2 protein-coding genes are annotated in these 6,617 nt (G+C 68.7%); both read right to left on the reverse strand.

Annotated features, from left to right (window positions below):
* The coding region (locus IEZ11_RS49880) for an amino acid adenylation domain-containing protein (RefSeq protein WP_189269766.1) at positions 1-2,911 on the reverse strand (2,911 nt) is incomplete at its 3' end.
* Positions 2,908-6,507, reverse strand: coding sequence for a non-ribosomal peptide synthetase (locus IEZ11_RS49885; RefSeq protein WP_189269767.1), 3,600 nt, complete (start codon positions 6,505-6,507; stop codon positions 2,908-2,910). The genes IEZ11_RS49880 and IEZ11_RS49885, both read right to left, overlap by 4 nt.
* Positions 6,508-6,617: the final 110 nt, after the last annotated feature.

The following is a 6,617-nucleotide window of genomic DNA, read 5'->3' on the forward strand; positions in this document are numbered from 1 at the left end:
CCGACGGCACCATGTACTCCGGCAACCGCTGCCCCACATAGGCACGCAGGTCCGCAGACAGGAGTTGTTCCGCCGGAGCAGCATCTCCGCCCTCGGGCACCACGTAGGCGACGAGCCTCCTGTCGCCGGGAGTGTCCTCACGCGCGACCACCACAGCCTGCACAACACCCCGATACCCGACCAACACCCCCTCCACCTCAGCCGGCTCGATCCGGAACCCCCGCACCTTCACCTGCTCATCCGCACGCCCCACAAAAACAAGCTGTCCCTCCACCGTCCAACGCACCAGATCCCCCGTCCGATACATCCGCTCACCCACCCCCCCGAACGGACACGCCACAAACCGCTCCCCCGTCAACCCCGAACGACCCCGATACCCCCACGCCAACTGAACCCCCGACACATACAACTCACCCACCACACCCGACGGAACAGGCAACAAACCACCATCCAACACAAACACCCGCACACCAGGAACCGGACGACCCACCGGAACCACCTCCCCCACCACATCCCCACCACCCACCTCAAACACACAACACCCCACCACCGCCTCCGTCGGCCCATACTCATTCACCACCACCGTCCCCGGAGCACACTCCAACCACGACCTCACCACCCCACCACCCAACACCTCACCACCCACCACCACCCGAGCACCCAACCCCGCCAGAACCCCAGCCGACACCTCCTCCACCAACAACGGAAGATGCGCCGGAACCACCTTCACCAACGAAAACCCACCACCACCCACACCACCAACACCCCCACCACCCAACAACCCCGCAAGACCCTCCACACCACCAACACCCCCCACACCGAACACCACCGCCGCCCCCGACACCAACGGCAACAACAAACTCGTCAACGTCAAATCAAAACCAAACGACGAATGCACCGGCACACACCCACCCACACCCACCCCATACCGCTCCACCGCCCACCCCACATAACCCGCCAACCCCCCATGAGAAACCTCAACCCCCTTCGGCACCCCCGACGAACCCGACGTATACATCACATACGCCAACCCATCCGACCCCACCGAACCCCCAGACACCACCGAACCCCCAGACACCACCGAAGCCTCGGACGCCACCGAACCCGCCGAACCCGCCAGAGCCGCAACCACCTCCACATCATCCAGACACACCACCCCCACCCCCACCGGCAACAACCCCACCAACCCACCCAAAGAACCACCATCACCCACCACCACACCCGCACCACTGTCCCCCACCATGAACACCAACCGCTCCACCGGAAGAACCGGATCCAACGCCACCCACGCCGCCCCCACCCGCCACACCGCCAACAACCCCACCACCAACCCCACACCACGCCCCACACACAACCCCACCACCGACCCCACACCCACCCCACGCGACACCAACAACCCCGCCAACCCAGACACCCGCTCATCCAACTCCCCATACGACACACACTCATCCCCACACACCACCGCCACCGCACCCGGAGACCGCACCACCTGCACCCCAAACAACTCCGGAACCGTAGTCCCGGAACCCACCGGCTCACCGCCCCGGCCCCAGCTCAGAACCCGCCCGCGCTCCTCCCGCGACAACACATCAACCTCGTGAAGCCGCACCCCCGGATCCTCCGCCACCAGCTCCAGCACCCGGCCAAAACGCTCGGCGAACACCTCCACCGTCGCCGCCTCGAACACATCAGCCGCACCCGTGACGACCCCGCGCAGCCCTACAGGACGGCCGTCCCGGAAGACCTCTCCCAGGGTGACCTCAAGGTCGAACTTCGCCGCCTCCTGCCGGGCGGACAGCGCTCTGACGGCCAGGCCGGGCAGCCTCAGACCGGCGGCGGCGTTGTTCTGCACAGTGAGCATGACCTGGAACAACGGGTGCCGCGCCAGGGACCGGTCCGGGGCGAGGATTTCGACCAGCCGCTCGAAGGGCACGTCCTGGTGGTCCAGCGCTTGCAGGCTGTCCTCGCGTACCCGGCCCAGCAGGTCGGCGAAGGAGGGGTCACCGGTCAGGTCGGTACGCAGGACAAGGGTGTTCACGAAGAACCCGACCAGATCGTCCAGCGCCTGGTCCGTCCGACCCGCCACCGCCGTACCGATCGGAACGTCCTCCCCCGCCCCCAACCGCGACAACAGCACCGCCAACGCCGCCTGAACCACCATGAACATGCTGGCGCCGCTGGAACGGCAGATCGCCGCCAGTCGCTCGTGGACGTGCGCCGGAATGTCGAGTGTCGCCGTGTGGCCGCGGTAGGAGGAGACGGGTGGGCGCGGGTGGTCCGTGGGCAGCGCGAGCTCCTGGGGAGAGCCGGCCAACATCTGCCGCCAGTACGAGACCTGACGGGACAGCAGGCTCTGCGGATCGTCCTCGTCGCCGAGCAGTTCCCGCTGCCAGAGAGCGTAGTCGGCGTACTGGACGGGCAGCGGCTGCCAGCCCGGCGCACGTCCCTCACGACGCGCCGCATACGCCAACGAGAGATCACGGGCCAACGGCCCCATCGACCAGCCGTCCCCCGCGACATGGTGCAGCACCAACACCAGCACATACACATCCGGACCCGTCTCGACCAGCAGAGCCCGCAACGGAATCTCCACCGCCAGGTCGAACCTGTGCCCGGTCTCGGCGGCCATGAGGTCCGCCACCTCGTCCTCCGTCGCTGCCGTGGCGGTCCGCAGTACCTCCCCGGCAGCGCTCAGGGGCAGCACCCGCTGGTACGGCTCCCCGTCGCGGACGGGGAAGACGGTGCGCAGCACCTCGTGCCGAGCGACGACGTCCGTCAGCGCGCTGCCCAGCGCCTCGGTGTCGACCCGCCCGGACAGACCCACGGCCACCGGCAGGTTGTAGGTCGAACTCGGCCCCTCCAGCTGTGCCAGGAACCACAACCGACGCTGGGCGAACGACAGCGGAATCATTCGGCTTCCTTCTCTCTCCGCATGGGGCGCAAGGCCGGCCGGACAGGTTTCCGCTCACTTTCCAAGCGCGCAGCCAGGGCCGCCGGGCTGGGTGCCTCGTAGAGCATTCGGACCCCCACCTCGGCTCCGAGGACGGCCCGGACCTGGGACACCAGACGAGTGGCCAGCAGGGAGTGGCCGCCGAGGTCGAAGAAGTCGTCGTCCGCGCCGACCCGCTCCAGGCCCAGCACCTCGGCGAACGCCTCGCACAGCAAGCGCTCCTCGCGAGTGGCAGGCTCACGCCCGGCACCCGCGGCCGCGCGTCGCGGCTCAGGCAGGGCAGCGCGGTCGAGCTTGCCGTTGACGGTCAACGGCAGCTCCGGCAGGGACACGAACACCGCGGGGACCATGTAGCCGGGCAACCGTCCGGCGGTGTAGGCGCGCAGGTCCGCGAACGGCTCCTGGTCCTCGCGGGAAGCGTGGCCCTCCCCGCCGTGGTCCCCGTCGTGGTCCCCGCCACGGTTCCCGTCGTCGGGGACGATGTATGCGACCAGGCGGTGACCGCCAGGCAGGTCGTCACGGGTGGTCACCACGGCCTGGGCGACATCGGGATGTGCGGTGAGGACGGCCTCGATCTCGGCAGGTTCGATCCGGAAGCCCCGGACCTTCACCTGGTCGTCCGCGCGTCCCACGAAGACGACCTGCCCGTCGGCGGTCCAGCGGACCAGGTCCCCCGTGCGGTACATCCGCTCGCCGGGGGCCCCGAAGGGACACGCCACGAACCGCTCCGCCGTCAGCGCCGTACGGCCGTGGTAGCCACGGGCCAGCCCCACACCCGCTATGAACAGTTCCCCGACCGCGCCCGGTGGCACCGGCTGCATCAACCCGTCCAGCACGAAGACCCGCATGTTCCAGATCGGCGCACCGATAGGAACGGCACCGGACTCGCCCGTCCACGCCCCGGCCGTACACTCCACCGACGCCTCCGTCGGCCCGTAGAAGTTGTACAACTCGGCATCGCAGACTCGCGCGAACCGCTCGGCGGACGCCCCGGACAAGGCCTCACCCGAGCACACCACCCGCCGTAAGGATCCCCATGCGGCCGGGTCACCGCCTTCGACAAACGCATCCAGCATCGAGGGCACGAAGTGAGCCGTCGTGACCCCCTCCGCGCGGATCACCTCCGACAGGTACGCCGGATCCCCGTGCGCTCCCGGCCGTGCCAGCACCAGCCGCGCTCCGGACAGCAGCGGGGAGAACAGTTCCCACACCGACACGTCGAAGCTCACCGACGTCTTCTGCAACACGACGTCGTCAGCGTCCAGCCCGAACCGGTCCTGCATCCACAACAACCGGTTCACAATTCCCGCATGCGACACCACCACACCCTTCGGCACCCCCGTCGACCCCGACGTATAGATCACATACGCCGCACTCCCCGGACCCCCCGAACAAGACTCCGTCCACCCCTCCACCCCCTCCATACCCTCGGCCACCGACGGATCATCCAGACACACCACCGGCACACCAAGATCCCCCGGCACCACTCCCGCCAGACCAGCAGCCGTCACCACACACACCGGCCCCGCATCTCCCAACATGAACCCCACCCGTTCCACCGGATACGACGGATCCACCGGCAAAAACGCAGCACCCGCCTTCAACACCCCCAACAACGCCACCACCAGATCAACCGACCGCTCCAACACCACCGCCACCACCGACTCAGGCCCCACCCCACGCCCCACCAACAACCCCGCCAACCGCGACGCCCGCTCATCCAACTCCCCGAACGTCACCCGTTCATCCCCACACACCACCGCCACCGCACCCGGATCCTCAGCCACCCGCTCCCCGAACAACTCCGGCAACGTCAACCCCGGCACCACCACACCCGTCTCATTCCACTCCTCCACCACCCGCTCACGCACCGCACCAGGCAACACCCCAACCTCACGCAACAGCGTCTCCGGCGCCCCCTCCAACACACCCACCAACCCCTCGACCGCCACCTCCAACAACCCACACACCAACTCCGGATCACCCGGAGCAACAGCATCCACACTCAGCCAGAACCCCACCCCGGCGTCATCGACAGACACCGTCACCGGATAGTTCGTCCGATCCTGACTGAACAGCAGCTGCATGCCGCGCTGCTCGCCCCCGCCGCTCTTGTCGCCGGCCGCTCCCTCGGAACCGGTCGGCCCACCGTTCCGGCGCGGGCGGGCGCTGTGGCGATAGTTGAGCAGGGAGGTGAAGAGGGGGGCCTGCGGTGGGACGCCGCTCGCCTTCTGCGCGAGTGCGAGGGGCGCGTGTTCGTGGACCATCAGGCCGGCCAGCTGGGACTGCATCGCCTTCACCGCGCCCAGCACGTCCGGAGTGGCGACGTCCATCCGTACCGGCAGGGTGTTCATGAACGGCCCCGGAACCCGCTCCGCACCCGCCCCCGCGTTCATCCGGCCCAGCAACACCGTCCCGAACACCACGTCCGAACGACCCGACAGGCTCGCCAGCACCCGCGCCCACGCCACATGGAACAACGTCGCAGGGCTCGCCCCGAGCGCACGCGTCGCCTCCCGCACCCGCCGTGCCAGGCCGTCGTCCACGGCCAGCCGGGCCCGTCGCGCACCGGAGCCGTCGCCGTGCGCATCCAACAGGCCGAACGGCAGCGTCGGTTCGGTGACATCGCCGAGCAGGTCGGTGAAGTACTCCTCGTGCTTCTGACGGGGAACGCCCAGCCGGGCCTGGGCCACGAAGTCGCGGAACGGCAGCGGCGCTGGCAGCGCGTCCCCACGTCCCGCCATGAAGGCGGCGACCTCGCCCATCACCACTTCCAACGCGGTGTGGTCCTGGAGCAGGTGATGCACCTGCACCAACGCCAACCACCGGTCGCTGCCAGGCTCCGCCGCCACATGCACCCGCACCAACGGCGCCCTCCGCAGGTCCATCCACGAACCGGCCACGTTCAGCAGGTGCGCAGCCGCTTCCTGCCCGCGTACCCCCTCGGGGAGCGTTGTCTCCGTGACGGGGACGGCCGCCCGACGCCACACCACCTGCACCGGCTCGGGCAGTCCCTCCCACACCAGGGCCGTGCGGTGGATGTCGTGCCGGTCCACCACGCGCTGCAACGCCGCGACGAAGACGTCCAGCCGCTCACGGCAGTCAAAAGCCAGCACCGTCGGCGTCAGATACACGTCCGCCTCACCTGGCCTGGCCAGCAGGTGGTGGAAGAAGATCCCTTCCTGGAGCGGAGCCAGCGGGTACACGTCCGCCACGTTCGCGGCCCCACCCTCCACCGCCTCACAGATCAAACCGACCTGCGAGCGCGTGAGTTCCACCAGCGGCAGCATCTCCGGCGTGATCACCTCCGCACCGTGCGGTATCCCGTTCGGTGGCACCTCCACGTCCGCGACGGCTCCGGCCATGGCCAGGGCAGCCGGAGTCGGCGCCTCGAACAGCGCCCGCACCGACACCCCGAACCCCCGGTCGCGCAGAAGCTGTAGCAGCGACACCGCCAGCAGTGAATGCCCGCCCAGTTCGAAGAAGTTGTCCTCGGCGCCGACCCGCTCCAGGCCGAGGACCTCGGCGAAGGCCTGGCACACCATCTCCTCGGCCACGGTCGCCGGCCCACGCGAGCTGTCGGCGACTCCGTACTCCGGCATCGGCAGCGCGGCTCGGTCCACCTTTCCGTTCACCGACAGGGGCAACCTGTCCAGCACCACCACCG

The sequence above is a fragment of the Streptomyces fuscichromogenes genome, from assembly GCF_014645815.1.
Lineage (GTDB): Bacteria > Actinomycetota > Actinomycetes > Streptomycetales > Streptomycetaceae > Streptomyces > Streptomyces fuscichromogenes.